The 1,236-nt window shown below is 40.1% G+C and carries 2 protein-coding genes; both read right to left on the bottom strand.

Annotated elements, in window-relative coordinates:
* Nucleotides 1–498 precede the first annotated feature (498 nt).
* On the bottom strand, nt 499–942 hold the full coding sequence (locus BG32_RS13655) for a ferritin family protein (protein ID WP_006492096.1): 444 nt from the start codon (nt 940–942) through the stop codon (nt 499–501).
* A gap of 105 nt (nt 943–1,047) precedes the next feature.
* Nucleotides 1,048–1,236, bottom strand: a 189-nt coding sequence (locus BG32_RS13650) for a stage V sporulation protein S (RefSeq protein WP_121526989.1), incomplete at its 5' end; no start/stop codon positions are given.

The raw sequence follows: 1,236 nt of genomic DNA, 5'->3' as shown, positions 1-1,236 counted from the left end.
CTTACCTCCTGGTAAGCTGAATTCTCACTGCTCACAAAATCCCTCCTCAAGATTTAAATTTGTCCACGAAGCAAAAAAAAACCTCACGATATCTCGTGAGGTCTAACTGAAGAATCTATGGCTTTTGCGATTTTGATCATCACCCTTTGAACTGTGCGGAAAGAAGACAAAGGGCTTTTACGGAGGGAAAAAAGAGCTCTGTGTCGATTAAAAAGACAGATCTTCCACTCTTCATACAAAGCCAGGCACATATAGCTCACTCTCCCAAAAATTCATCCAAAGATCATTCTATCACAAAGAACACAGATTTCTCCTCAGATGCCCAATTGTTTCATTCAGTAAATCTTTTCGTATAGATTACTCAGCCAGTCGCTGAGCGGAAAAAACGGAGAAAAAACATAACACGACTTTAATCAACGGAATCGCCTTATAAAGAACAGAAAATCGAAATTAAGCAATATCACTGACGACCACTCGAATCTTGAAACATCTCGTCAGTTATATGGAACCGTACAACTTCACTAGATCATGAAGATGTCTTCGTTCCTCCTCGATAATATCCTTCAGTTCCTTGCAGTCAGGTATGAAAAAAGAAAGTTCTGAATAGAATATTATGCTGTCCTTTTCTACTTCCATCGCACTGCTGATTGCTTTGTTAATGTTGTTTGGAACATCAATCGATTCAATTCGTGGAAATATAGATATCTCTGCATAGGACTTCAAATAACCAACATTATCTTCCCAATCTTGAGCAGTCGGTGAATTTTCAGCTTCTTTCAACATCTCTCTGAATATTGCCGCATGCTCCCTTTCCTCCGTGGCAAGTTTCACAAACAACGATTTCACTTCGCCCGAAGTTTTCTCACTGAGTTTCTGATAATAACTATAACCGACACTCTCAATTCTCAGAGCTATGTCTAACATGTCACTTACAGTGATCATATGCAACCTCCTTGTCAAATCTGATTTCGATTATTCGAGACTCTCAAAACAAAAAAGAAAGAGATCAATGACCTCTCCCCACTTTCATAGATTTCCGAACCCCTATTATTTGATTTCGTCTTTCTCCGAAACAATCTTAATGGTGATCCCCGTTCTCATCTCTTCACCAATCTGAATCTCCACAAATCCAGGGACCATGTACACTTTCGTACCCTGTTCTCTGAGGAATCTAGAAGCGATGGCAACTGCCTTCACAGCTTGATTAACAGCACCAGCGCCAATGGCCTGAAGCTC

The organism is Mesotoga sp. HF07.pep.5.2.highcov, assembly GCF_003666285.1.
GTDB classification, from domain to species: Bacteria; Thermotogota; Thermotogae; order Petrotogales; family Kosmotogaceae; genus Mesotoga; species Mesotoga prima.
Note: the sequence above shows the minus strand (reverse complement) of the source record. Positions and strands in the feature narration are given on the sequence as shown.